Origin of the sequence: Longimonas sp. (genome assembly GCF_040409695.1) — a bacterium.
GTDB lineage: Bacteria > Bacteroidota > Rhodothermia > Rhodothermales > Salinibacteraceae > Longimonas.
Genome location: NZ_JARWGJ010000082.1, coordinates 1 through 24,842, shown reverse-complemented (window position 1 = coordinate 24,842; position 24,842 = coordinate 1). Strand labels below are relative to the sequence as shown.

Annotated in this window: 21 protein-coding genes; 9 read left to right on the top strand and 12 right to left on the bottom strand. The window is 58.3% G+C overall.

Translation table 11 applies throughout. The features are described from left to right. Nucleotides 1-198: 198 nt before the first annotated feature. The 3 genes from PPP56_RS05175 to glpK all read right to left on the bottom strand — a co-directional run bounded on the left by PPP56_RS05175 (nucleotide 199) and on the right by glpK (nucleotide 4,842). Complete coding sequence (locus PPP56_RS05175) at nucleotides 199-1,374, bottom strand: porin (RefSeq protein ID WP_353562966.1); 1,176 nt, start codon at nucleotides 1,372-1,374, stop codon at nucleotides 199-201. Nucleotides 1,375-1,683: 309 nt separating this feature from the next. Then, nucleotides 1,684-3,261, bottom strand: coding sequence for a glycerol-3-phosphate dehydrogenase/oxidase (locus PPP56_RS05170; RefSeq protein WP_353562965.1), 1,578 nt, complete (start codon nucleotides 3,259-3,261; stop codon nucleotides 1,684-1,686). An 84-nt stretch (nucleotides 3,262-3,345) separates the two neighbouring features. Beyond that, nucleotides 3,346-4,842, bottom strand: a complete 1,497-nt coding sequence (glpK, locus tag PPP56_RS05165; RefSeq protein ID WP_353562964.1) for a glycerol kinase GlpK — start codon at nucleotides 4,840-4,842, stop codon at nucleotides 3,346-3,348. Between the two features lie 227 nt (nucleotides 4,843-5,069). Between glpK and PPP56_RS05160 the strand changes: the two genes are divergently transcribed. Both PPP56_RS05160 and PPP56_RS05155 read left to right on the top strand, forming a co-directional pair. After that, nucleotides 5,070-5,846 (top strand): DeoR/GlpR family DNA-binding transcription regulator, encoded by a 777-nt coding sequence (locus PPP56_RS05160; RefSeq protein ID WP_353562963.1) that lies wholly within the window; start codon nucleotides 5,070-5,072, stop codon nucleotides 5,844-5,846. Between the two features lie 427 nt (nucleotides 5,847-6,273). Next, complete coding sequence (locus tag PPP56_RS05155; RefSeq protein ID WP_353562962.1) at nucleotides 6,274-7,161, top strand: site-specific integrase; 888 nt, start codon at nucleotides 6,274-6,276, stop codon at nucleotides 7,159-7,161. A gap of 84 nt (nucleotides 7,162-7,245) precedes the next feature. On the opposite strand, the gene PPP56_RS05150 is transcribed toward PPP56_RS05155, so the two are convergent. Together PPP56_RS05150 and PPP56_RS05145 are read right to left on the bottom strand one after the other, a co-directional pair. Next, nucleotides 7,246-7,965, bottom strand: a complete 720-nt coding sequence (locus PPP56_RS05150; protein WP_353562961.1) for an SDR family oxidoreductase — start codon at nucleotides 7,963-7,965, stop codon at nucleotides 7,246-7,248. A gap of 123 nt (nucleotides 7,966-8,088) precedes the next feature. After that, nucleotides 8,089-8,928, bottom strand: coding sequence for a hypothetical protein (locus PPP56_RS05145; RefSeq protein WP_353562960.1), 840 nt, complete (start codon nucleotides 8,926-8,928; stop codon nucleotides 8,089-8,091). Between the two features lie 152 nt (nucleotides 8,929-9,080). Between PPP56_RS05145 and PPP56_RS05140 the strand changes: the two genes are divergently transcribed. The 3 genes from PPP56_RS05140 (at nucleotide 9,081) to PPP56_RS05130 (ending at nucleotide 11,401) form a co-directional block, all read left to right on the top strand. Beyond that, the gene (locus PPP56_RS05140; RefSeq protein ID WP_353562959.1) at nucleotides 9,081-9,878 is read left to right on the top strand and encodes a TrmH family RNA methyltransferase; all 798 of its coding nucleotides are present in this window, start codon (nucleotides 9,081-9,083) and stop codon (nucleotides 9,876-9,878) included. 116 nt (nucleotides 9,879-9,994) lie between these two features. Further along, nucleotides 9,995-10,537 carry a Uma2 family endonuclease gene (locus tag PPP56_RS05135; protein WP_353562958.1) on the top strand — a complete coding sequence of 181 codons (543 nt, stop codon included), beginning with the start codon at nucleotides 9,995-9,997 and terminating at the stop codon, nucleotides 10,535-10,537. A 249-nt stretch (nucleotides 10,538-10,786) separates the two neighbouring features. Next, nucleotides 10,787-11,401 carry an SAM-dependent methyltransferase gene (locus PPP56_RS05130; protein WP_353562957.1) on the top strand — a complete coding sequence of 205 codons (615 nt, stop codon included), beginning with the start codon at nucleotides 10,787-10,789 and terminating at the stop codon, nucleotides 11,399-11,401. Between the two features lie 27 nt (nucleotides 11,402-11,428). Here the strand turns inward: PPP56_RS05130 and PPP56_RS05125 are convergent, their stop codons facing one another. From PPP56_RS05125 to PPP56_RS05105, 5 genes are all read right to left on the bottom strand, one after another. Then, nucleotides 11,429-12,229 carry a DUF547 domain-containing protein gene (locus PPP56_RS05125; RefSeq protein ID WP_353562956.1) on the bottom strand — a complete coding sequence of 267 codons (801 nt, stop codon included), beginning with the start codon at nucleotides 12,227-12,229 and terminating at the stop codon, nucleotides 11,429-11,431. A 39-nt stretch (nucleotides 12,230-12,268) separates the two neighbouring features. Next, the gene (locus PPP56_RS05120) at nucleotides 12,269-12,577 is read right to left on the bottom strand and encodes a hypothetical protein (RefSeq protein ID WP_353562955.1); all 309 of its coding nucleotides are present in this window, start codon (nucleotides 12,575-12,577) and stop codon (nucleotides 12,269-12,271) included. A gap of 12 nt (nucleotides 12,578-12,589) precedes the next feature. Further along, on the bottom strand, nucleotides 12,590-15,997 hold the full coding sequence (locus PPP56_RS05115) for an efflux RND transporter permease subunit (protein ID WP_353562954.1): 3,408 nt from the start codon (nucleotides 15,995-15,997) through the stop codon (nucleotides 12,590-12,592). Between the two features lie 49 nt (nucleotides 15,998-16,046). Continuing rightward, nucleotides 16,047-17,138: an efflux RND transporter periplasmic adaptor subunit gene (locus PPP56_RS05110; RefSeq protein ID WP_353562953.1), complete on the bottom strand. Its 1,092-nt coding sequence runs from the start codon at nucleotides 17,136-17,138 to the stop codon at nucleotides 16,047-16,049. 91 nt (nucleotides 17,139-17,229) lie between these two features. Further along, nucleotides 17,230-18,579: a TolC family protein gene (locus PPP56_RS05105; RefSeq protein WP_353562952.1), complete on the bottom strand. Its 1,350-nt coding sequence runs from the start codon at nucleotides 18,577-18,579 to the stop codon at nucleotides 17,230-17,232. Nucleotides 18,580-18,945: 366 nt separating this feature from the next. Between PPP56_RS05105 and PPP56_RS05100 the strand changes: the two genes are divergently transcribed. The 3 genes from PPP56_RS05100 (at nucleotide 18,946) to PPP56_RS05090 (ending at nucleotide 21,663) form a co-directional block, all read left to right on the top strand. Continuing rightward, nucleotides 18,946-19,773, top strand: coding sequence for a hypothetical protein (locus PPP56_RS05100; RefSeq protein WP_353562951.1), 828 nt, complete (start codon nucleotides 18,946-18,948; stop codon nucleotides 19,771-19,773). Between the two features lie 189 nt (nucleotides 19,774-19,962). Continuing rightward, nucleotides 19,963-21,015 carry a DUF3179 domain-containing protein gene (locus tag PPP56_RS05095; RefSeq protein WP_353562950.1) on the top strand — a complete coding sequence of 351 codons (1,053 nt, stop codon included), beginning with the start codon at nucleotides 19,963-19,965 and terminating at the stop codon, nucleotides 21,013-21,015. Between the two features lie 87 nt (nucleotides 21,016-21,102). Continuing rightward, nucleotides 21,103-21,663, top strand: coding sequence for a hypothetical protein (locus tag PPP56_RS05090; RefSeq protein ID WP_353562949.1), 561 nt, complete (start codon nucleotides 21,103-21,105; stop codon nucleotides 21,661-21,663). Between the two features lie 8 nt (nucleotides 21,664-21,671). Here PPP56_RS05090 and PPP56_RS05085 read toward each other — a convergent pair whose 3' ends face one another. Then, nucleotides 21,672-23,000 carry a dihydroorotase gene (locus PPP56_RS05085; RefSeq protein ID WP_353562948.1) on the bottom strand — a complete coding sequence of 443 codons (1,329 nt, stop codon included), beginning with the start codon at nucleotides 22,998-23,000 and terminating at the stop codon, nucleotides 21,672-21,674. 388 nt (nucleotides 23,001-23,388) lie between these two features. Here PPP56_RS05085 and PPP56_RS05080 point away from each other — a divergent pair, with 388 nt between their 5' ends. Next, nucleotides 23,389-23,901 carry a carboxymuconolactone decarboxylase family protein gene (locus PPP56_RS05080; protein ID WP_353562947.1) on the top strand — a complete coding sequence of 171 codons (513 nt, stop codon included), beginning with the start codon at nucleotides 23,389-23,391 and terminating at the stop codon, nucleotides 23,899-23,901. A 214-nt stretch (nucleotides 23,902-24,115) separates the two neighbouring features. Here PPP56_RS05080 and PPP56_RS05075 read toward each other — a convergent pair whose 3' ends face one another. Next, on the bottom strand, nucleotides 24,116-24,463 hold the full coding sequence (locus PPP56_RS05075) for a citrate synthase (protein WP_353562946.1): 348 nt from the start codon (nucleotides 24,461-24,463) through the stop codon (nucleotides 24,116-24,118). Between the last annotated feature and the right edge of the window lie 379 nt (nucleotides 24,464-24,842).

The window sequence follows — 24,842 nt, the reverse complement described above, 5'->3', positions numbered from 1 at the left end:
TACGGTGGATAGAGCGGGGGCAGCAGACCGATCCGCGAAAATCACAGTGCGCAAAAAGCTCTGCCGTACAGCTGATGTGCTGCGAGAGAGCCGAAGGGGGCTATCCCGTGCGTCGATTTCTGAGGCACGGCTGAGAGCGTGCTATCCGGCACCATCCCTCTCCGGCTCTCGCCACAACACATTACAGCGCTGGGGGCGTTAGAACGTAAGCTGGGCACCCAGAATAAAGGCGTTGTAGTCAGCCTGCTCATCGGACTGAAAGTCCTGGAACTCGGCCATCAGCGTAAGCTGGTCGGTTACCATGTAGCGCGCAAAGCCCATGAACAGCTGGTTGGTGTTATCAAGTACACCACCAAACGGGTTGTCTGTAGCATCTTGGGATCCCTCACCGTAGCTAAACCCGAGAACAAATCCGCCAAAGTCGTAAGCGGCTTCTCCATACCACTGAGTACCATCAGCCTCGGCTTGGTTAAGTCCATTGCCGGATTCGGGGACGTCAAGCCCCAATCCAATCAGACCATCCGACCCAATGCCCTGGGTTTCGGAGTAGGAACCACTCAGCTGAAATCCTGAAACGTTGAGCCGAGCACCAACATCCCATCCGGTGATGTCGTAGTCGTCACCCTGTACGATTCCTACGTTCTGATAGAGTCCGCCAGCCCACAGGTCAAGCGTGCCTCCGTCAAACCCAATCAGGTAGTTAAGCTGCGACTCAACGCGGGGCGTGGTCGTCTCAAGTTCGTCTGTTGCCCCGCCTGGCTTCTCCGGATTGATGAGTCCGAGCTTAAACGTGAATCCGCCGAGATCAGGGGTTGTGTACATCACGCGCGGATTGAAATTCGCGTAGGTGTACCCCGAGCCAATGCGCCCGAGGGTAGCGTCGGCAGCATCGGGGCCGCCAAAGCGTCCTACGCCCATGGCACTACCCATGTCTGCAATGGCGCTTCCACCAAAGATGCCAAATCCTTTTCCGACGTTAAACGTCCCGAAATCGCCCGCGATGATGATGTCAGCGACACGTCCTTCAAACAGGCCGGCGTTCTGAACGCTGGGGCCCTGCAGGTGGTGGTTAATCTGAAACTGTCCTGAAACGGTGACCCCGTTTTGCTCGGGCGCCGTTACCGTAAAGGTGATGTTGCCCGGGTTGAAACCGGACATGACGCGGGTGGAGAACTGATCGTCTCCATCGGCACCAAAGTTTTCGTGGTTCGATGCATTCAGAAAGACCGGGATAGCACCGGTGACGTCGAAGCTCCAGTCGTCGATGTCAGGCGATACCTGTGCCTGAGCCGGTGTGGCTGTAAGCGACACACCGGCCAGGAGCATAAGCCCGAGCATCGCGTGCAGATAAAAAGAAGGTTTAGTTGCATTCATGGCATTTACAAACAGATTGTGTATGAATGTAGTGGGGTCTCTCAGGCTCGTCTATCCGACTCAGACAAGCGGGCATGCGCGCATCGAGCCGGGGCTGCAGATTGTCTGAGGACTGCTCGGTGTTGAGAGCTTGGTCGAGAAAAAGGCCACTTAAACCCTCGCAATCTCTGTCGTTGCGTGAGTCTGCCTATCTTATCGTGCACATGTTTTGTTGAATCAAAGAAGTCGTGCAAGAACATCCGTCGAGCCCCCAACCTGCATCGGGAGCTCGTGCGGATGGAGCGAGCGCGCGTCCGCCAGGGTCTCTGATCAGGATGTTGGCATCAGGTAATTGCGCGCAACCTCGGTGAACGCCTCGACCTGTTCATCTTGCCAGGCCTGGTCGTGTCCCATTTCTTCGGCCATATGCGCAGCCACCCGGGGGGCAATGTCGATTGAGGCCTGTGCATCCAACAGTAGAGAGCGCGTACGACGCGCCAGCACATCTTCGAGGGTACGAGCCATTTCGTGGCGGGCGCCCCACACAACCTGTGCTGGCCGCACGGGCAGGCGCTCATCGTAGGCTTCTCCCCACTCGGGGTTATCGCGCATGAGGCGCTGGAGTGCAGGAGCATCGGAGCCATACTTCGAGAGCTCGCCAAACTTCTCGGCGTGCTCGTGCCACCCATGAATGTGCAGGTTGGCCGTTACCGACGGTTTTTCTTCTACGTTTGCCAGCGTCGCGGCCTGGTCGATCGTGTCTTCAGCCATCTTGCGATAGGTGGTCCACTTGCCGCCCGAAATGGTAACGAGCCCATTATTGGAGATGTGAAGCACGTGGTCGCGTGAGATCTCGGAGGTATCGGCATCGCCCCCCTTCGAGGGATCGGTGACCAGCGGTCGAATCCCTGCAAACACGCTGAGGACATCGTCGGGCGTGGGGTCTTTGACGAGATACCGCCCGGTGTGCTCGACCAGGAACTTGAGCTCTTTCTCCATCGGTACCGGTTCCATAGACGGCCCATCGACTTCTTCGTCGGTGGTGCCCACAACAACACGGTCGTTCCACGGAATGGCGAAGAGCACACGCCCGTCATCGGTCTTCGGGACCATGATAGCCGTGTCGCCCGGCAAGAACTCACGGGGAAGCACGATATGCGTACCCTGGCTGGGGCGCAGCGTATCGTGGGCATCGGGGTCATCCATCTTTCGGATGCTGTCGGTAAAGATCCCCGTTGCATTGATCACAGCGCGGGCCTTTAGGTCGAGCGTCGTGCCCGACTCCTGGCACTCGGCCTGCACGCCATTGACGTATCCGTCGTCGGCTTTGTGGAGGCCGGTTACCTTCATGTAGTTGAGCGCGACACCGCCTTGCTCCACAAAGGTCTGTGCCATGTTCACCGCAAGGCGGGCATCGTCGAACTGCCCATCGTAGTAGATGACGCCCCCACGCAAGCCTTCAGGCTCGATTGTAGGCAGGTGTTCGAGCGTATCTGAAAGGCTGAGCTGCTTCGATCGCCCGAAGTTCTGGCGTCCGGCCAGCATGTCGTAGACTTTCATCCCGATGCCGTAGAACGGCCCTTCCCACCAGTCGTAGTTTGGCACCACAAAAGCCAGGTTGTGCACCAGGTGGGGTGCGTTTTTCTGGAGCAGGCCGCGCTCTTTGAGTGCTTCAAGCACCAGTGAGATGTTGCCCTGCTGCAGGTAGCGCACCCCGCCGTGCACGAGCTTGGTCGATTTACTCGACGTAGCCTTTGCGAAGTCGTGCTGTTCGAGCAGGAGCGTGTCGTATCCGCGTGAGGCGGCCTCGATACCTACCCCCAGCCCGGTGGCTCCTCCACCGATGATAATGAAGTCCCACAACCCATCGTGAGCTTCTAATGCTTCAATTCCAGCGTCGCGTTGCATAATAGCGTAGCATTTAAAAGTAAACGGAAAAGCGAAGGGGAAAACGAGGCCGCCAGAGCGCGGCGCGCGGTTTATTCTTCCGGTTTATTCTTCCTTGGCCCAGTTCATAGACCGCTTAACAGCGCGTCCCCACTGCTTCATTTTGCGTTCGGCTTCGGAGCGCTCCATGTCGGGCTCAAAGCGTGCATCGACTTTCCACTGCTTTGAGATGTCTTCCACGCTTTCGTAGAAGCCCACGGCGAGTCCGGCCAGGTAGGCAGCGCCGAGCGCCGTTGTTTCTGTGACTTCTGGGCGCACTACCGGGACGCCGAGCAGGTTTGCTTGCATCTGCATCAGCAGGTTGTTGGCCGTAGCGCCGCCATCTACCCGAAGCTCTTTCAGGGGGATGCCGGAGTCGGCTTCCTGAGCGCGGATCACGTCGACCGACTGCATGGCGATGCTTTCGAGTGCGGCGCGCGCGATGTGTGATTCGTTGGTGCCGCGCGTGATGCCTACGATCGTGCCCCGAGCGTACTGATCCCAGTGCGGAGCCCCGAGTCCGGCAAACGCAGGCACGAGATAGACACCGTCGGTTGAGTCAACCTTCTGGGCGAGATATTCGACGTCTTCAGCCGAACGGATCATGCGCATCTCGTCGCGCAGCCACTGCACGACGGCGCCGGCGATAAAGATACTGCCTTCAAGTGCATACTGCGTGGGCTCGTCGCCAAGCTTCCAGGCAATCGTTGTAAGCAGGTCGTTTTCTGACTTCACCGGCGTGTCGCCCGTGTTCATCAGCATGAAGGCGCCGGTGCCATAGGTGTTTTTACCCATGCCTTGCTGTGTACAGACCTGGCCAAAGAGCGCGCTCTGCTGGTCGCCTGCGATGCCGGCAATCGGAACAGGCGTGCTGAAGATGTCGCCCGCCGTTTCTCCGTACACTTCGCTTGAGGGACGCACGTCGGGAAGCACTGAATGCGGCACATCCAGAATATCGAGAAGCTCGTCATCCCATTTCTCTTCGCGGATGTTGTACATGAGCGTGCGAGATGCATTACTCACGTCGGTAATGTGCAGCTCGCCGTTGGTGAGCTTCCAGACCAGCCATGAGTCGACCGTCCCAAACGCGAGATGCCCGGCTTCTGCTTTTTCGCGAGCGCCTTCTACATTCTCAAGGATCCAGCGGACTTTCGTACCCGAGAAGTAGGAGTCGATGACCAGTCCGGTTTTCTCCTGGAAGAGATCGACATGTCCTGCTTCTTTGAGCGAATCGCAGAACTCGGCGGTACGGCGATCTTGCCATACGATGGCGTTGTAGATCGGCTCGCCGGTACGTCGATCCCACACGACGGTTGTTTCGCGCTGGTTTGTGATGCCGATACCCGCGATCTCTCGGGAGCTGGCCCCAACCTTGCTGATCGCTTCCGCCGCAACACCGGCCTGCGTAGACCAGATTTCTCGGGGGTCGTGCTCCACCCAGCCAGGCTTGGGATAGAACTGCTGAAACTCGTTTTGGGCAATCGTCTCAATGAGCCCTTCTTCGTTGAAGATGATGGCACGCGAGCTGGTTGTGCCTTGGTCGAGCGCAAGAATATATGACATCGCAGCTACGGGGATTAGTTAAGATCATTACCTTTCGTTTCCTTTCGAACCGATCACAGAATAGGTAGTGGAAGCGCTTCTGTCAACACTTTATTAACAATGAAGTGTTACTTTTACGTAACGGGGTTGCGTTGGATCTTCGATGAGTCCGAATTATAGGCACTACTGTGCAGTCTCTAATCGGTGGCTGCTGTCGTTATGTTGCGTTCAATAGCTTGATATGTCGTATGTCCGATAAGTCTCGCGGGCCCGCTGAGCGGGAAGTGCTAATCTTGGAGCGCCTTAAAGAGCACGGATATGTAAACGTATCTGACTTAAGCGAGTGGTTGGACGTATCTGAGGTTACGATTCGAAAGGATCTGCAAAAACTCGAAGGTCGCAACTTACTTCATCGGACATACGGTGGGGCGAATTTGCGCGACCCGTACGTTCGTGACCGGCCTTTGGATGAGAAAGTTACCCAGCATACAGAGGAGAAACGGCGCATCGGGAAAGCTGCTGCACAGCTCGTCGCCGATCGCGACTCGATCATTCTCGCTTCAGGCACAACGATGACGCAGGTAGCGCGCCATCTGCGTGGTACATCAGAGCTTACCGTGGTTACAAGCGCAATGAACGTGGCTCTTGAGGTAGCCCACCTCGAAGATGTGGAAGTGATCATGCTCGGCGGCATGGTGCGCCGCACCTCGAAATCAGTTGTAGGGCCTTATGCGCAAGAGATGATCCGCGAGTATGCCTGCGATACGCTTTTTCTTGGGGTCGATGGCTTCGACCTGGAGCATGGCCTGTCAACGGCTAATGCCCCCGAGGCTCACCTGAACCAGTTCATGATTCGCGCTGCGCAGCGCGTGATTATTGTAACCGACTCCAGCAAATTTGGCCTCCGTAGCCTGCGGCGTATCTGCGGCATCGACGCGATTCATCGTGTCATTACTGATAAGGCCGTTGACGACCGCGTCGTCTCTTATCTCAAAGAGCAGGGCGTTTACGTTGATGTCGTGTAGCATCCGCATCCCCAACATGCCCCTACCAGCCTACCTAATTTGCCTAAGCAGCAGACTGAGCCCTGCATTTCTCTTTTTCTGGTACGGCATCATAAAAATGTAGTGAATACAAATCGGATCGCTGGGTACGCATCGTGGAGTAGCCTCCTTCTCTTTGACTTTAAACACCATAATCCTGTACCATGGTGAATACGTAAACTTTAAGGTAATATTGTCCACATTAATACTTGAAGAGGTGTCTTGCTTTTCAAAGCATGATGCCAGCCATCCACTGTACGGAGTCTGACAACGTCTTACAGCCAGAAGGTTGGTCAGAGGGGTTGTTTCATTTTTCTACCGTGCAGGCGTGCAGTACGGATGCCAGAAAGCAATAGATAAGTATACGGAGCGTAGCCTGCCACCTATTTTTGCCGCCCAACGGATCGCCATGAGTCGACCTTCTCTTTCTGCTTCCCCACCCACCCCAACGAAAGCGGTTGTTCGACAGCCGAACGAACGTTCTACTTCTCTTCCCGACGTGCAGCGGGCCCCCGACACCCAGGCGCTGGCTTCTCCCGATACGGCGCTGCGCTACCTCAACCAGGTGCCTGGGCTGAGCGGTCGAAAGCGTACGCTGTACGGCACGTGGATTCACGGCTACCTGAGCTACCTGAAGCGGGAACGGCTCGGAACGCCCCGAGCCGCATACATGAAGCGTTTTCTGTCAAAGGTGCGCGACAGTCACTCGTCTGACGAAAGCATCTACCAGAGCGCGGCTGAAGCCTTGGTATTTTACCATGAGCGCCTGCTCCGCCAGACGGTCTGTGATGATGGCTATCGGCTGGCTACACTCACTGAGAAGGAGAAGCGCAAAATTATTGCACGCATTCAGGGGCCTGAGAAGGTGCTTGCTCTTGTCGTATGTTACACTGAACTGAACCTGAAGGAAGCGCTCCGTCTGCGCGTGGGCGATATAGAAGTGGAAAAGCGCAGCATCCTGGTGTCGAGCTCCAGCGGCACGACTGACCGCGCCATCTCTTTTCCTGCGTCTATTCAAGACCCGCTTCGTAAGCAGCTCAAGCACGTTCGGCGCCTGCACGATCATGACCTTGAAGCCGGATACGGAACGGTAGACCTGCCCAACGAAGTCGCCCGCCAATTTCCGTGGGCGTCAAAGCAGTTCGTCTGGCAGTACCTCTTTCCAAGCGAAAAGCGTACGCTCGACATCCGCGCCGGAACGAAGCGGCGCTACCCGATGACACCCAAGCGCCTGTTCAGCGCCATTGAAGCATCGGATGCGCCGCTCACGCAGTCTTTTGACGCCGTAAAAGAGTAAAGGGCTTGGCGGATGCTATCCAAGCACGCCTCCAGCGCGCCCTCTTCCATCCCTTCCGGCTGCCGAGCATCTTTTCTCGTATGCTTACCCTCGCGGACGAAGCGGGCGTAGCACAACTTCGGAGATAAGGTGATTCTCAGGAGCTTGTACAACATGCATTACGGTTGCGGCCACGTCTTTGGCACGCAGCGGGTTATCGGTCATATCAACACCCGCACGATCAAAGAACTCAGTTTCAATAGAGCCGGGATACAGGCAGGAGACGCGAATTCCAGCGTCGCGCACCTCTTTCATCAGCGCCTGGCTGAATCCGCGCACGCCAAACTTGGTGGCGTTATATGCTGAAATATTCGGATTGCCAATGAGTCCGGCGATCGAAGCAACGTTCACAATGTGTCCGCCAAAGCCGGTTTCTTCGTTCTGCGCACGCATGATGGGCACCGCTGTACGGGTGCAGATGTACAGCCCGCGAAGATTTGTGTCGTGCTGCACATCCCAGTCGTCGACGGGCATCTCGTCGACGGGCCCAAAGCGCCCCAGTCCTGCGTTGTTCACCAGGATGTCGAGGCGCCCGGCGTCCGACTTGATCTGTTCAAAGACCGCCTCAACGGCCTCTTGGTCGCGCACGTCGGCTGGACACGGCACAAACGCATCGCCGTGCGCATCTTGTAGCGCCTGCAGGCGATCTTCGCTGCGTGCAAGGCCATACACTGTGGCTCCGGCTTCAATGAGCTGTTCAGAGATCTCCTGTCCGAGCCCGCTGCTGGCTCCGGTAACGAGGGCTACACGATCGGTAAGCGTCATAAGCGATAAGCGGAATGTACATAAATACGAAACAAGTGATGCGCAGCGCTTACGACGTATATGCTTCGCAGATCGCTGCGCATCACAAAAATGGAGTAACGGCCTATGCGTTGAAGCGGCTGGCTACTCGTTTACCGTCAGACTTTTAACTTCTACACGCATCCCGGTGTCTCCATCCATCATGGCTTCCATCTGGGCCAGCTGGTCGCCCATCTGTTCTTCCATCATGCGGCGTTGCTCCGGAGGCATCTGCTCCATCTGCTGGCGAAACTGCTCGCGGGCCTGCTCCATCTGCTGACGCTGCTCCGGCGGCATCTGGTCCATCAGGTCGTTCTTCATCTCGGTGATGAATGGATAGGCGAGTCCGTCGACCGTACGGTAGTCGCTGAAATCGACCTGGAAGGTAACCGGCCCGTCAAGCTGAAACGGAGCGCCTCGCATCTCTTCTTCGGGCATGCGCGCCACGAACACAAACCGAGCGGGCATCAGGTCGCTGGAACGAACGAAGATGCGCATCGACTCAAGGGCCTCAAAGTCTTGCGCATCAAGATCGGCAAATGCACTGAGGGCCTCGGTATCTGCAATGTGCAGGACATGTGCCTGGTCTCCGTTGACCGATTCAACACCCTCATATTCAGCCGCTTCTTTCAATGCTTGAATGTACGACGCGTCCAGAAAGCCCACCATAGGCATCTCGTCGGCGCTCGCCCCATCGCCGGCTCCGACCTCCCGAAACACGAACCGTCCATCCACTTCTTCGCGCTCGTAGCGGTTCGTATCGTACTGCGTTTCTACGGTGAAGGACGTCACGTTCTGCGCCATGGCCTGGTGGGCGGCATCCATCTGGTCGATAATGTCGGCAGCCGACTGCGCAGCTACGGGCGTACTCGACAAGCTGCCGAGCGCTACAGCCAAGAGACCAATCCATATGTGTTGTAGCGGGGTACGAAATAACGTAGTCATCGTGTAGAGGTATGATATGGTAAGGGATGCGAACGGATTGCGTTAAACCACACGTATTATACGAACGAGTGCGGACATATCGTACCGAGAGGGCGTTGCAAATCCATAACGAACCGCGTTTCCCTCTGATTCTCCGCGTTGAACGTCTCCATATGCCTACGTCTACCCCGTCTGATGCGCAAAAAGCTATGTACCGGTTGATCGGGCCCGACGCTTCGCCCGACCACCCGCCCCGGCCCGAAAACCCGCTGGCTCCGCTTAAGGTGGGCAACCGCGCCCTGTCTCCTGAGCATGTTATTGAGCTGCTCACTCCCTTTATGAGCGACAGCCGCCTGCAGGGCATTCGTAATGTAGTAGCCGGACGTACGCGCACGGTGGTGCCCGTTATTGAGGGCATCGTGAACACCGGAAACGTGAGCGCTGTGATGCGGTCGACCGAAGCCATGGGCTACCAGGACCTGCATGTCATTGCCACAGATGGGCGCTATAAGCATTCGGAGCGTACGGCGAAAGGAGCCCAGCGCTGGCTCGACGTGCACCAGTGGGAGGATTCTGTGTCTTGCGTAGAGCACCTGCAAGACCGCGGCTACCGCGTGGCCGCCATGTACCTCGACGACAAGGCTGTGCCCATCGAATCCGTCGACTTTACTACGCCTACCGCGCTGGTCTTTGGCAATGAGCGCGACGGCGTATCTGAGAGCCTCCGCGCGGCCGCCGACCTGTCGTGCGTCATTCCGATGAGCGGATTCACCGAGAGCTTTAACATATCGGTGGCAGCCGCTATTGGGCTCTACCATGCACGACGGCATCGCATTGAGCGGCAAGGGCACCACGCCGATCTTTCGGAGGCGGAGCAAACCCGCCTGGTCGCACGCCTGTGCATGCGCAGCGTTACGAAGGCCGAGTCGGTGCTGAAACGCGTGCTGCGTGAGCAGGGCGAAACGTCCTAACCAGGTGCCAGCCTTCGGAACCGGCACTTCCTATACCGTGTCCACGGAATCTTCACGACGCCATCACGTATATGTAAGTCCTAACGGTATCCCTTTCTGATCGCCGAATGCGTCCCATGCCTGCTCCCGATGTTGAAGCGCCCCATGCCCCCGCAGAATCGCTGTCTGAAGAAGTGCATGCTGAAGACGTGCGCTCTGAATCCACCAGCACATACGAACAAGAACGTGGCAAGCCCTTGCCCAGCCTCAACCACGGTCATCTACAGTTTCTCATTTCCCTGACTTTCGGCCCGTATCGCGACAAATACACCGTCGCCAGCGAACTGACGCTCCAGCTGGGCAATGTTCGCCTGACGCCCGACCTGTGTGTGTTTCGGAAGCGCAAGATCACATTTGCGCACGACACGACTCAGGTAAGTGAACCGCCGCTTTTAGCTGTGGAGATTGTAAGTCCGTCGCAGAGCACACAAGACGTGGCCGACAAGATACACGTGATGCTGGATGCCGGCGTAGAGTCGTGCTGGCTCGTGCAACCGGCCATGCAGACTATTACGGTGTACACCAACGACGCAAAGCCCCGCACGCTTGACCGGGGCACGCTTACCGACCCCGCTACCGACATTGAGGTCAGTGTGGACGCCCTCTTCTCTGGCGAGTGATGCCAGGCTCCGGCATACGACACCAGCATACGCTAAGAAGCTGGTATGTTGATTTCTTACTTTGGGCTCCGGGCGGCTCCGCTGGGCTGCAAACCAAAACAGCTTCTAACAGTCCAACGCCTCTTCGTAGTGGTAATATTGGCGTTTTCGTCATAAAAGGATGGGAGCAGACGCATGTTTTTCTCTCCATGCTACCTTTCGTCCAAATCTGCCTACCTTTCCTCCTCACACCTTCTCTGCACACATTGCATGGACCCTTCTTTCTGGAACAGCCGGTTTGACCGTGATCACTTCGTGTACGGCGCGTCGCCAAACGCCTTTATTGCCGCACAGATAGCGCACCTCCCCAAAGACGGCACGGTGCTCGACCTGGCTGGGGGCGAGGGGCGCAACGCGATCTATCTGGCCCGTGAGGGCTACGACGTGACGCTACTCGACTACTCAGAGGTGGCGCTGAAGAAAGCTGTAGCCTGGGCCAAGCGCGAAGGCGTTGCGCTCAGAACGCAACACGCAGACCTTACAACCTGGACGCCCGAACGCACCTACGACGCTGTGGTCGCTTCGTTTGTGCATCTGCCCGTGCAGTGGCAGCCGCAGTTGTATGAAACGATGCAGGCCGCCCTTGCCCCCGGCGGCACACTCATCGCAGAATGGTTCCGCCCGGAGCAGCGCACCGACGGCTACACCAGTGGCGGTCCGCCCAACGCCGATATGATGATGACAGCAGACGAGCTACGCGGTGCGTTCCCACACGAAGGCATCGAGCTGCTTTCTGAGCCGATTGTCTCGCTCGATGAAGGCCCGGGCCATAGCGGCCCCGCAGCGGTGGTGCGTCTGGTCTGGACCCGGCCTTCTGAGACGTAACTGCGTCTTGGTTCGGCTTCGGGGACATCAGTTCAAGCGTTGCGCGTTGAGCGTCCAGTCGTACGAGCGGTACGTCACCACATACGCCTCGGCCCGTAGCCGCTCGGCTGCGGCTTCGTCGCCGATATAGGCTGCGATGAACTGCTGGATCTTGGCATCGGAGCCCCCAAACTCATCGCGATACCACTCGAAGATGGATGAGAGGCGTGCGATTTCCTGGGGCCGAAGCAGTACGTTCTGCATCGGATTCTGGATGAACCGGCGCGCCTGCGCTTCGAGCTCTGCGTGTAGTTCGCTACCCGTGTACGCTTCCTGCCGCAACGGCGGACAGCTTACCGCCGCGCACACCAGGGCCATGTGATAGCGAGGATCGTCGCGAAAGAGCGGCCGGATGCGCGTATACTGAATTGCATCCAGCGAAAGGGTGTCGCCCGCTACTACGCCCACCGGTCTCTCGAACGGCCCCAGCGCCTCGGATCCCTCTTGCTGAATCTCCCAGACGGAGTTCACCGGGTAGTGACGTGCAATGAGCGCCAGGGTGAGCACGTTGTACGCATTGAGCCAGAACGCACGCTGCGCATCAACACCGAGTGTGTCAGGACGCGCACCGGCAAGCGCTTCAACGTGTGGCGCCAGCGCGTCGTCGTAGTCCGCATGCAGGGCCTCGTAGTCGACAAAGCCGTCTGCATCCACATATGCCGAGAAGAGTGCGTCGAGCGACGGCGAAGGCTGCGCCTGAGTGGAGGGGGCAAGCCCAGAAGCCATCAGCATCGCGAGAAGTAGCAAGAGGCGGCGCATGGGCACGAGTCTACGGAGGTATCCGTTCATAGGCTGGGGAGCTATTCGTACACCAACATGCGACGCAGGTTACACCGCGCGCTCCACATCCATTTGGAACGCGCGGATGGGATGATCGGGATCGTGGGTTGCATTGAAACCCGCAATCGCCTCCATGAATGCCTCAGCTTCCGAGTCGCTGACAAACGCCCACGTAAGCGTGGAGTAAGCCGAGCGGCTGGGGCGCCCAAACCATCCGATGTCGGATGTTGATGCCGCGTTTTCGTGATAGTGTCCTTGAATATCAATTTCGCTGAACACCCTGATTGCGTGCTCTTTGTAGAGCCCATGCAGGGTGTCGCGGTACGAGTCGATACTCATTACGGCTACAAGCTTCATGCCTTCAGTAACTTAGTGAGGGGAGGGCGATGACGAGTCGTTGTCCGCATCGGGATCATCGGATGCAGAAGGAGGGGCGTCCGGTGCAGCGTCAGCCTCTGCAGGCCCACCTGCATCCGGGTCGCCTGTGCGTGGCTCGCCTGTATCCGGCAGTTCAGGCGCACCCATCGCAGCACGGCCTCGCTCTTCGGGCGATTTGCGGCGCTCCAGCATGTAGTATATGAGCGGAACGATGAGTAGCGTGAGCGCGGTGGACGCCACCACTCCGCCAATCAGCGATATGGCCAGCCCTTGAAACACCGGATCGAGGATAATCACAAACGCCCCGATGGCGACCGTTCCAGCTGTGAGTAGAATGGGTCGCGTGCGTACGGCTCCTGCTTCGATAATAGCCTGTTTAAGCGGGATGCCATCGTCGAGCCGAATATCGATAAAGTCGATGAGCAGCACCGAGTTACGCACCATAATCCCCGCCAGTGCGATGAAGCCAATCATGGAGGTCGCCGTGAAGAACGCGCCCATGATCCAGTGCCCAACAACCACGCCGATGAGCGAAAGCGGGATAGCAACCATCATGACGATTGGCGTCGTGAGTGCCTGAAACCAGCCAACAATCAGCATATAAATGATGACCAGTACGACCGCGAAGGCGATACCCAGATCACGAAATACCTTGTAGGTAATCGCCCACTCGCCATCCCACTTCAGGAAGTACTCGTCGTCTACCGTGGGCGGGCCGGTGTAGAGCGTAGCCAGCTCGTATCCGGTGGGCATGTCGACCTCGTTGAGCCGGTCTTCGACGTCGAGCATGGAATAGACCGGACTCTCCACTTCGCCGGCTACATCGGCCGTCACGTAGATTACGCGCTGCTGGTTTTTGCGATTGATGGTCTTGCGTCTGGTTGTTTCGACCACCTCGACCAAGTCGCCCACAGGAACGACTGTGCCAGCCTGGGTTTGCACGGGCATCGTGCCCAGCGCATCCAGGTTTGAGCGATCGGCCTCGTGGAGGCGCAGCTCAATGCCTACCAGGTCGCGCGCGCCTTCCACACGTAGCGTCGACACATCGGCTCCCCCAAGTCCCAGACGCATAGCCTCAGTGATTCGCTGCGCCGAAACGCCCATCTGCATGGCCTTCTCTTTGTCTATGCTGAACATGTAGCGCGTCTGGTCGGCTTCTACCGTCCAGTCGACATCGACCACCTCGTCGGTCGAGGCGAACAGGTCTTTGACCTGGGCAGCGATGGCGCGCTGCTCGTCTGCATCGGGACCGTAGATTTCGGCTACGAGCGTAGCCATTACAGGCGGCCCGGGGGGCACCTCGGCGACCTTGATTGTAGCGCCATGCCGCGCGCCAATTTCCTGCAGAGCCGGACGCATCGATTTAGCGATAGGGTGGCTCTGCGTACTCCGTTCTGACTTAGAGCGCAGGTTGACCTGAATATCGGCCTGATGCGGGGCCGAGCGCATGTCGTATTGCCGTACCAGTCCGTTCAGATTGATCGGCGATGCCTCGGCAACGAAGGTCTGGTAGTCTACCACCTCAGGCTGCTGCGCAAGATAGAGCCCCAACTCGCGTGTCACAGCCGCCGTACGCTCCAATGGCGTTCCTTCGGGCATGTCGATGACGACTTGAAACTCGTCTTTGTCGTCATACGGCAGCATTTTTACCGTTACGGCCTGAAAGTAGAACAGCGATAGCGAAGCTAACAGCAGCACGGTGGTGCCCCCGATAAAGCTCCAGCCCAGCGTGGGGTTTTCGAGGAGCGGACGAATAGCTGCTTCGTACCAGCGGTAGATGGTCGTATCTTCGAGGCGGTACTCGGGCGTGTCTTCGGTAGCCGGGGTGGTGTCGAGCAGCCGGTATGCCAGGTATGGCGTGATGGTGAGCCCTACGAAAAGCGAGAACAACGCAGCCACCGACGCACCGATAGGCATCGGACTCATGTAGGGGCCCATCAGCCCCGACACAAAGGCCATGGGAAGCACCGCAGCGATCACCGTAAAGGTAGCCAGAATTGTCGGGTTGCCGACCTCGTTGATAGCAGTCAGTGCCGCCTGAGCAAATGGAAGACGCCGCATCTTAAAGTGGCGCTCCATATTCTCTGCTACGATGATCGAGTCATCAACCACGATTCCCGTCACAAAGATGAGGGCAAACAGCGTAATCCGGTTGAGGGTGTACCCAAACATGTAGTACACGAAGAGCGTGAGCGCAAAGCTAATGGGCACAGACAGAAAGACAACCAGTCCGCCCCGCCACCCCATTGACAGCCCTACGACGACCGTTACCGTAAGAATAGCGATGATCAGATGTAGGAAGAGCTCGCTGACCTTGTCGGAGGCCGACTCGCCATAGTTTCGGGTCGTGCTCACCGTCACATCTGCAGGAAGCAGCGTAGGACGCGTCTGTTCGAGCGTTTCGGTAACATTTTCTGCTACAGACATCGCGTCGGCGCCGCCTCGTTTGGCTACAGCGAGCGTTACCGCCGGGTATGCAGCGAGCGCCTCTGCCCTTGCGTCTTCATCGGGCGCCTCCTGTTCGTCAGACGCTTTCGGGAGGTGATGTACGCCATATCCAAACTGAACGTACCGCTCGGCTTCGCTTGGTCCGTCGGTAATAGTTGCGACATCGCTTAAATAGACGGGGGCCCCGTCGTGCACGCCAACCACGAGATTGCGCACGTCCTCGGCATGTTCAAGGAAGGGGCCTGTTTCCACAAGATACTCCGCATCCCCCGCCCGAAACGACCCCGCCTCTACCTGCTGATTCGCTGCTTGCATCTGTTCTGCAATAGCAGGCAAGTCGAGTCCGTAAGCAGCGAGGCGGCTTGGGTCGGTGTGCACCTGCACCGTACGCGACCGCCCCCCGATCACGTCGATCGCAGCCACGCCGTCAGACCGTTTGAGCACCGTGGCCAGCTCGTTGCCCATCTGGCGCAAGTCATAATCATCGTAGGTATCGCTGTGTAGCGTAAGCGCCAGGATGGGCACGTCATCGACATCACGCGTTTTGATGAGCGGCATTGACGCCCCAGGCGGCATCTGCTCCATTCGCTTCAGAATCTGCTCGTACAGCTTCACGAGGCTGCGGGGGATGTCTTCGCCAACGTAATAGCGTACGCTCACCGAGGCCTGCCCCGCCATCGCGGTTGAGTAGATATACTCAACGCCTTCGATGTTGCTAAGCAGGTGCTCCAGCGGCTCGATGATGCGGCTTTCCACCTCCTCGGGCGTTGCGCCGGGCTGCTCTACAAAGATGTCGACCATCGGGACCTCGATCTGCGGGTCCTCTTCCTTGGGCGTCAGCCAGATGCTGTAGATGCCGATGCCAAGAAACGCGGCCATCAGCAAGGGGGTGATCTTCGAGTTGATAAACGGCTGAGCAAGACGTCCGGCAAAGCCTGATTGGGTAGCCATAACAGTAGAAGGAAAGGCGGTGCGTAAGCGGGTAAGACAGGGGGATGTGTTAGTCCTGCATAACGATAGGATGCCCGTCGCGAAGACGATCGTCGGCGTGCGTTACGTAGCGCTCGCCCGGCTGCAGCCCTGAAAGCACCTCGACGCGATCGTCGTGCACCACGCCTGTTCGAATCCACCGGAGAAGCGCGCGGTCGCCGTCCACAATCGTGTAAACGCCCGTTAGCTGGCCGCGCTCTACGAGACTTGAAACGGGAATGGTAAGCAGCGAACGCTCGCCCTTTTCGTGAAAGACCTGCGCGTACATTCCTGACTTAACGGAGGGAGGCGGGTCGTTCAGGAGCACGCGCGCCTGGAACTGCCGACTGGCCGGATTGCCACTGGGATTAACCTCAGTCACGCGTCCGGTTAGCGTCCTGTTAGCCGCCCCGATGTCTACGCGTACCGTATCCCCTACGTCTACCTGACCGATGTGCTGCTCTGAAACGCGGGTACGCACCTCCAACAGGCTGCTCACTTCAAGCGTTAGCAGCGGCTGTCCGGGCGCAGCCATTGCGCCGCGCTCGGTTCGTTGCTCAACGATCGTTCCGGATGCAGGCGCTGTAATGGTGGTGTAGGTCAGCGACTCGTCGATCTCATCGAGACGGTTTTCGAGCGTCTCTACCTGCGCCTGGGCCCGTTCGTACTGCGTTTGGGCATTGTCGTACGCCTGCTGTGTGGCGCTGCCCCGCTGCAGTAGCGTGTCGAGGCGTGCAAACTGCGTGCGGGCGTTACGCAAGGCGGCCCGGGCTTCCTCTTGCTGGGCCTCTACCTGACGCCGCTGGGCCTGCAGGTCGCGGTCGCCAATGCGGGCGAGTAGCTGTCCTTCTGAAACAGACGTGCCTTCACCGACGCGCACCTCCTCTACACGCCCCATAATGCGCGTGCTCAGCGGAATGCGTTCGGATCCCTCTACCGTACCCGTAAACTGCAACTGACGGGGGTAGCTCTGCTCGGCGAGCTCGGCTGTCTGTACCGCCACCGGCTCCCGCTCGTCGTTCCAGGCGTCTGGCTCCCCACTTCCGCATGCCGTAACGCTGGCAGTAAGAAGAACCACGAAAACAAACGCGCCGGCACGGGCCATGTAAAGATTGATATTCATAGTTGTAGCAGCAGGTATCATACGGTAAGAAAAGGGGGGCGTAGAGGGCAGGGCCTGAAAACAGCCGTTCGGGGTAGGAGTCGGGACAGGACTACCGCTGCAGCGTCTGCTCGGTGAGCAGTTCAATCCGGAATCGGTTCATTGCATAGCTGTAGCGTGCCTGCAGGGCGGCCAGCTGACTGTTTGCGCGCTGGGCTTCTGCATTGAGCAGGTCGGTCGTGCTTTCGAGCCCCTGTTCAAACCGGTCGGAGCGCAGACGAAATGATTCGCGGGCCTGTTCTACCATGGCCCCGGTCTGTGCAACACGCTCCCTCGAGGTTCGCAGCGCTCGTAAAGCAGCGTTAATCTCGACCTCGTTTTGCAGAGCCTGGTCGCGCACTGCCAGCTCGGAAGCGCGCTGGTTGGCACGGGCTCGCTGGATCCCTCCTACCTGCTCAAACCCACTGAACACATTCCACCGAAGCGATATGCCAACAGTCCAGCTCTGCCCCTTCGTGCCAAACGGAACGGTGTCGTTCCACTCGTACCCGCCCTGTGCATTTAGCGTGGGCAGGAAGGCCGCGCGAGCAGCCCGTACGCGCTGTTGCGCAGCATCGCGCTGCAGACGCAGCGCCTGCATGTCGGAGCGATCCGCATTTACCGCGCTCGCGTTGATCGAGGGCACTTTGTCAGAGCCGTTGTTCTGTGGATGTGGCAGGCTATCTGACGGCTCAATGGTGATCTGCTCATCAATGCCTAACAGATAGCGCAGCTGGTCGACAGCGTCGTCTACAGCTGCCTGGGCTTCGGTGCGGTCGGCATCGAGCTCAAGCACACGAACGCGCGCTTCCAGGAGGTCTGCCTGGTTGATCATGCCCTGATCAAGTAGGTCTTCAGCACGCGACGCGTTGCTCCGAGCAGCTTCCAAAGCTGTGTTGACTACTGCGCGCCGCTCACGCGCCAGTACCAGTCCATAGTACTGGCTGCGTACGCGAAACCGGACCATCTCGGCTGTGCGCGCAGTTTCCAACTGCGATGCCCGTGCCTGTCGCGTAGCAGCCCGCCGCTCATATATGCCTTCTGCATTGAATATGGGCTGGCGCACTTCTACCCGCGTTGTGAAGTTTTCAATTCGATCAGGATCGTTCAACTCCTGCGGCGCGAAATCGGCCTCGGTAACGGTAGACTGCTTAAGCTGGAAGCCAAACGCATTGAGCGGGTCGGTTGTGGATGTGGCGTCTTCGCCTACAGATAGCTGGGGGAGGAATGTTGCCAGGGTCTGCCGGGCTTCAGCTCGGGCCGCATCAGACCCGGCTTGCACCTGCTGCAGCTGGTAGTTCTGCGCTTGCGCACGCGACACCGCATCGTCGACCGATAGCGTGAGCGTCTGGGGCGCCTGCGCATAGGTCAGGCTGCTCCCCATCATCATAAGCGATGCAAGCAAAAGGTAAAAACGGTTCATAAAACGCAGAGCCAGCAGTGATATTTTTTCAATTTATATTATTATATAATGTTACAGTAGACCACTGTTCCGCGTGTAGACGGCTGATCGGAAAAGAGACTCGTATGTCAGCATGCACACGCCAGCAACGCACTCCGCTCCGCAAGAAATGCCGGGGAGGGGAGCATAGCATGTACTGCGGCGCATGTACTGCCACGCATGTGCTACCGCGCATACACCAGAACATGCGGTGGACTTCACGATTGCGCAACCCACGGAACCGGTGATGCCATCTGCATTGTAACGCGGTAGCCTGCCTGTCCATACTCGGCCTCGCAGGTTCTTACATGTACGTCATTGTTTTCCTGGCTAACTCTTTTTCGCTTTATGCTGCATGCTGCCCGGCGCTTTACCTATCTGGCTATGATACTCGTAGCCCCCTTGCTCGTCTTTACGGCCTGCGAAGCTCCCCCCGATGAACAAGAAACCGAAGAGGGCGTGGTGCTGGCTCCCGGTGAGCGGGCACCCGCTATCGACGGTGCCACCGCACGATTCGAGTCCCCCGAATCCGAGGAAGTGCTCGAACCCGGCGAGGTGGAGGTCCGCGTTGCTGTAGAGAACTTCATTCCCGGATCGCAGACCGAGGTGCCACGCATCGACCGGATTGCCAACTCGGAGCAGGGCCAGCACACCCACATTATTCTGAATAACGACCCGTATTTCGCCAACTATAACATCGACGCAGAGCCGTTTAGCATTGGCGAGCTGGAGCCCGGCGCGTATTCCGCCTTTGTATTTCCAAGCCGCTCTTTTCACGAGAGCGTGAAGAGTGATGACGCAGCCGATCTCGTTAACTTCTATGTAGGCGAAGAGGCTGTTGGCGAACCGTTCCCGCTTGAGGAAGGCGAGCCCAGCATCATCTATAGCCGTCCGAAAGGCACCTATAGTGGCGAAGGGGCCGAGCGCATCATGCTCGACTTCTACCTCTACAACGTAACGCTCAGCGAAGATGGCTTCCGTGCCCACTATACTATCGAGCACGACGACCACGACGAGCCCGTCGCTGAACTCACCATGCACGAGTGGACCCCCGCATTCGTGGAGGGCCTCGAAAGCGGCACCTACACGTTTACCCTTGCGCTTCTCGACGAGAATGGCGACCAGGTGCCTGGCTCGTTTAACTATACCGAACGCGAGGTCGTGGTAGAACGGTAGCATTCCTTCCTCTTTTTGGCACTATTCTGCTGCATAATAGCAGAAACCTGGCAAGACCGTCTGCACCATGCTCCATTTAGGGGGATGCAGACGGTCTTTCTTTTTTTGGGAAGCTGTAACGCGCACCCGCCGCTGTAGCACAGATATAACGCCCGCCTGCTTCTCCATCCATCCACCATGCTACCGGCTATGATACGCGTTCCTCGTACACTTTTCGCTTCGGCAGTTGGCCTCATTCTCGGAGGTGGGCTGTATCTGGCGCTGCACCTGACTACGGCCTGGACAGCGAGTTCGCCGCTCGACCCGGTGCTACCTACCGCCGATACGCCCTACATGCTCTCTGACGGCATTGCCGACTACACCGATTTTATGATGTCGGGCGGGCCGCCGCCCGATGGCATCCCTTCCATAGACGCTCCCAACTTCGTTGATGGCAGCAGCGCTCGTCTTGATGATGGCGACATGGTCATCGGGTTCGTACATGAGGGCGACGCACGCACCTATCCGCAGAACATACTTGTGCACCACGAAATTGTAAACGATGAGGTGGGCGGACTGCCTGTAGCGGTTACGTATTGTCCGCTCACGGCTACGTCGCAGGGGTTTAAGCGGGGCGATACCACACTCGGGGTGTCGGGCCAACTGCTGAACAGCAACCTGGTGATGTTCGACCGCGACACCGAAAGCTACTTCTCGCAGATCGCAGCAACCGGGCTCACTGGCGATCACGCCGGAAATGCTCTCGACGAGGTAAACTTGATCTGGACCACCTGGGGCGAGTGGCGCGCGCAGCATCCGGATACGAAGGTGCTGAGCGACGACACCGGTCACATGCGCAACTACAGTAACGACCCGTACGGACGCTACAATCCGCGGGGGGGCTACTACAGTGCACGCGAGGTCATCTTTCCGCTCATGCACGAATCTGATGCGCATCACCCAAAAGAAATGGTTGTGGGCGCACGCACCGCTGAAGCAAGCGTGTACGTTGTGCTTGACGACTTGAAGACCCAGCGTGTGCAGCAGATCGGATCGTTTGTGGCTGTGTACGATGCCGACTTTACCACCGCGCACATCTACCGGGGCGATGTGCTCCCTGAGATCACTCCGCTTGAAGATAATCGCTACGAGATCGACGGCGAAACGTATGCGCCTAACGCCCTACCGCTCGATGCGCTGGTGTCGATAGAGGCGTTCTTCTTCGCCTGGCACGCGTTCTATCCCAACAGCGCCACGGTGTAGCACTGTTGGGGTCGGTCTTTCTGAACCGTTCCCGATGAGCACCGAGGAGATTCACGGGTATAATTTACAAAAGCGACCGGATGCGCTATGCACAATGCTTTTAAGACACTTCTAACGCTGCTGCACGTGCCGCGCTATCGGCGCATCGCGGTAGGTATCGGCATTCTGTATCTGGTACTGTTTCTGATTGCCCTGCGCGACATTACGCTTGGCGGCAGCGGCGTGCAGTTTGCTTCGGTGGAATGGACGCGGATGTTCAGTGCCACAGGCCCGTTTACGTTTGAGGCCATCGCCCGGCTTACATTGCCCGGCGTTACGGTGCTCATTGCTCCGATGAACATCCTGGTTGGCAGCGCGCTCTCGCTGCTCGCTGCGCTCAACCTCATGGTGACGTATGTTGCCTACAACCAGCCAAGCGCGTGCCGCTTCAACCGCTCTACCGGCGTGCTCGCAAGCCTGCCTGCTCTGCTGGCCGGCGGCGCCTGCTGCGCTCCGGCTATCGTGCTCATTCTCGGGCTGCAGGTGTCGTCGCTCTTCATCACTGCGTTTCAGGTACTCATTCCTGTTGCAGCCCTCTTGCTGCTCGTGACCCTCAAGCTCATCCTGGACCGCACCGACCCCGAGCGACTGACGCTGGTAGATGCGTAGCGCTCCTGTTATCGGGCGGGTACCTCGTCGCATACCACCCACTGTTCCTCGCGGTAGATGCCGTGCGCTTTACCGACAAGCTCCGCATCCACAAACGGCGTATTCCGGCTCTTCGAGCGAATGTGGCGCTCGGTAAAGGTCCACCGCGTGTCGGGATCAAAAACAGTGAGGTTAGCGGCTGCTCCTGGTTCAAACGTGGGTGCAGGGAGACGCAAGATGCGCCGCGGGGCTACTGCCAGCGCCTGCACCGCCTGCATGAGCGAGCACACGCCCGAGGCCAATAGCTCGCGCCCAACAAGCCCCCAGGCCGTCTCCAGCCCCAGAATGCCGTTAGGCGCTTCCGGAAACGGCACATCTTTCTCGTGCGGCGCATGCGGGGCGTGATCGGTGCAGATCGCATCGATCGTGCCATCGGCCAGGCCCGCTTTCAGCGCGTCAACATCGGCGGCGCTGCGGAGCGGGGGGTGCATCTTGGTGTGCGTGGAGAGCCCCGACGCCTCCACGGCTTCGTCGGTCAGCGCCAGATGGTGCGTACACACCTCGGCGGTGACCTCGATGCCGTCGGACTTCGCGCGGCGTACCAGCTCCACGCCCCGTGCCGTGGCGATGTGGGCCACATGGACGTGTCCGCCTGTGAGGCGCGCCAGCTCAACGTCGCGCGCAATCATCACGTCCTCCGAGCATGCCGGAATGCCCGGAATGCCCAACCGCGTGGCTACCGCTCCCTCATGCATATGGCCGTTCGGGTTGAGCGATGGCTCTTCCATATGGTTGATGATGGGGGCATCAAGCATGGTGCTGTATTCGAGCGCCCGGCGCATGAGTCCGGCGTTATACACGGGCGCGCCGTCATCGCTAAACGCCACGGCCCCTTCTTCCATCATGCTTGCCATCTCGGCGAGCGTCTCGCCGGCGCGTTCCTTCGAGACGCATCCGATCGGGTGCACGGCAACCGGATGTTCTTCAGCGCGATGCGCTACGTATCCCACCGAAGCCCGTGTATCGAGCGGCGGGTTTGTGTTGGGCATGCAGGCGATCTCGGTGAACCCACCAAACGCTGCAGCGCGTGTGCCAGAGGCAATCGTTTCCTTATGCTCGAAGCCCGGCTCGCGCAGATGCACATGCATATCCACCCACCCCGGCGAAATGTGCTGCCCCGAGCAGTCCACGCGTGGCACCGCCGCCTCAACCGTCGCGTCCAGGTTAGGCGCCACCTCGGCAATACATCCCTCGCGAATGAGCACATCGGCACGGATTGTGGTCTCGGCATACGGGTCGAGCACCGTGCCGCCGTGCAGAAGCAGATCAGGGCGAGATCGAGCATAGTCGGTAGCCATGGCAGCGCGGAAGTAGGTGCGTGGGTAACAGATGAGTGGGATATCTACGCCAAAGATAGGCGGTGGTCTGTTGAGATGCGACACGCAACGCACTACGCAGAAATGATGCATCGGTGAAGATTTTGACGGGACATCGCATGCCAAGGTCTCTGTGTGATAGCTCCTTTTGGATAACGGAGAGACATCGCATGTCAGGCCGTTCAGCACAAGCACGGAGGCACACCTGCTTTTCGAGCTACGTACCTACTCTATGTGTTGTCACACACATATAACAGGTGCGTTGCATGAACGACGTAACGTCTCAGTGCAGGGCGGCACAGAACAGTGCGCGTGCGAGTGATTTTCGCAGCGCAACACGTACTCTGCATCAACAACGCTGATTTACGATATGGCAACCTCGACTGTAGACCACGCCGATGCCGTCCGCAACGCCGCCAAGGAAGCGTTTGGCTTCGTTCCGAACCTGATCGATGAACTGGCATCCCAGAATCCGGCTGTCGCCGAAACCTACCTGAAGGCCAATGGCCACCTGAGCAACGGCGTGCTCAGTCCGGCCGAGCAGCAGCTGGTCATCCTCACGATTTCGGGATATAACGACTGCCACTACTGCACCAAAGCCCATGGCGCTGCCGGAGCCCAAGCCGGACTCGACGCTGACGTGATCGACGAACTGGTTGATGGCGGCCTGCCCAGCGAAGGGCGTCAGCGCCTGCTGGCTCGCGCCACCAGGCGCCTTCTGGGCAAGCGCGGCTGGCTTAGCGACGAAGACCGCGCCGAGTTCGAAGAGGCCGGTCTTACCACCGCCGAGCTGTACGAAATCGTGGGCCTGATCGGCATAAAGACGATCAGCAACTACGTGAACCACCTGGCCGAAACGCCCGTGGATCCACAGTTTCAGTAGGGGGCTATCCGTAACGCGGGATCAGGTAGAAACGACGTACTGATTCCTCGTCGTCTCCATCCCGCCCACCATCGTGGAGACGACGACTGCGCCCCATGCAGCGCGCCCGTACGCGGCGCTGTGTGGGGCGCGTTTTTTTTGTTGGATGTGTCTCTTGTCAGATATGTATTGGTCGTCTGATTGCCTGTACCTACGATGTGCCACAGGCAGCCTGCTACGAGCGAGTGATAGACGCGTCCGTAAGCATGGCGTCGAGCTCAATCATCGTGGAGGCGCCCTGTACCAGTTCGTTCAGAGAGCGCATCTCGTCGGTGCCAAGCACGAGCACTGGATGCTTCGTGCAGGGCACGCGCAGCTGCCAGCGACAGCCCCGCGAGCAGTCGCACCCGCGAAACGAATTACAGAGGCGACCCAGCTTTTTTTGCATAGCCGGCAGATCGCTGGCGCGCACAGAGATCGCCAGATCGCCCAGATGGATATGAACAAGCCCCTCTGTAGAGTGGGCAACGTACCCCTCGTCTGTGGAATAAACGACTGTAGCGTCAGGAGAAACGATAGACATAGCAAGAAAACAGGGACTACCAAGGGAAACACCTGTTAGTTTAGATTCAATCCAAACAAGTAAGGTTTCCGCTGGTCCCGACTCTGCAAGCCAAGGTTATGTGAACCTGCTTTTGAAAGGGGTTGTCGTGCCTCTTACAAAAAATGCGGCACGCTTCTTTTCATGGGCCTGTTTACTTTTACAGTCTGCGACTCCACCAACGCGATGTAGGATGACGCTCTTCTTGAGGGCCAACTGGTTAACGCCACCGACCAGCCCTGAAACCATTACCATTACGGCGCTGCGCGATGGCATGTACCGCTACTCGGTATATAACTATAGCAATCAGAGCGACAATGGAGCCGTAGGTATTTACGAATCGCCCACCGAGGTGTCGCTA